A 616-nucleotide genomic window follows, 5' to 3' on the forward strand; every position below is an offset into this window, starting at 1 on the left:
GACAGGACCATTAATCTTCTTGTAATTCTCAAGCTTAAATACCAGCAAGCGCAGTTTATTCATCATAACAGGATATATGCGCGCTTCGTCATGATGGCTTATCTCAAATATCCTTCCAGTCGCCGGCATCCACTTCTTACCCAGCAAACTATTGGCTGAAATTGCAAAAACGATACCCAGACTAGGATGATAATCTCCATTCTCGATCTCAAGAAAGACATGGCGCGCTGAAAAATCATACTGGCTTATATTGTAACGCTCACGGTAGTAGGCATCATGCAACAATAACTCATCATTACCCCAGGTTCGATACTCATTCACATCCACACCAAGGCTATTTCTGCCTCCTCGAGCATAAATGATATTTCCGGTATATTCATAGTTCCAGATTTGTCGATCTCCAACTCGATAACCAGAAGTGTGATCAACAATAATAAATGTACCTACATTTACCAGTTCTTCCGCATGCTCCTTTACATATGTCGATATGGCATCCTGACGTATCCAATCTCGCCAGACATCTGCACCAATAAACATCGAAGACATGGAAAATGACGCAAAGAGACTGGAAATCAGCACATAGCCGAATTGGATCCGTATGCGATCATGCCGCACC

The 616-nt window shown here is 42.5% G+C and carries 1 protein-coding gene; it reads right to left on the reverse strand.

Features of this window, described 5'->3' with window-relative positions; translation table 11 throughout:
* Positions 1-546, reverse strand: a 546-nt coding sequence (locus JHD59_RS22035) for a hypothetical protein (protein ID WP_199155841.1), incomplete at its 3' end; no start/stop codon positions are given.
* Positions 547-616 lie beyond the last annotated feature (70 nt).

The sequence above is a fragment of the Chromobacterium sp. ASV23 genome, assembly GCF_016428945.1.
In the GTDB taxonomy this organism is placed as follows: domain Bacteria; phylum Pseudomonadota; class Gammaproteobacteria; order Burkholderiales; family Chromobacteriaceae; genus Chromobacterium; species Chromobacterium sinusclupearum.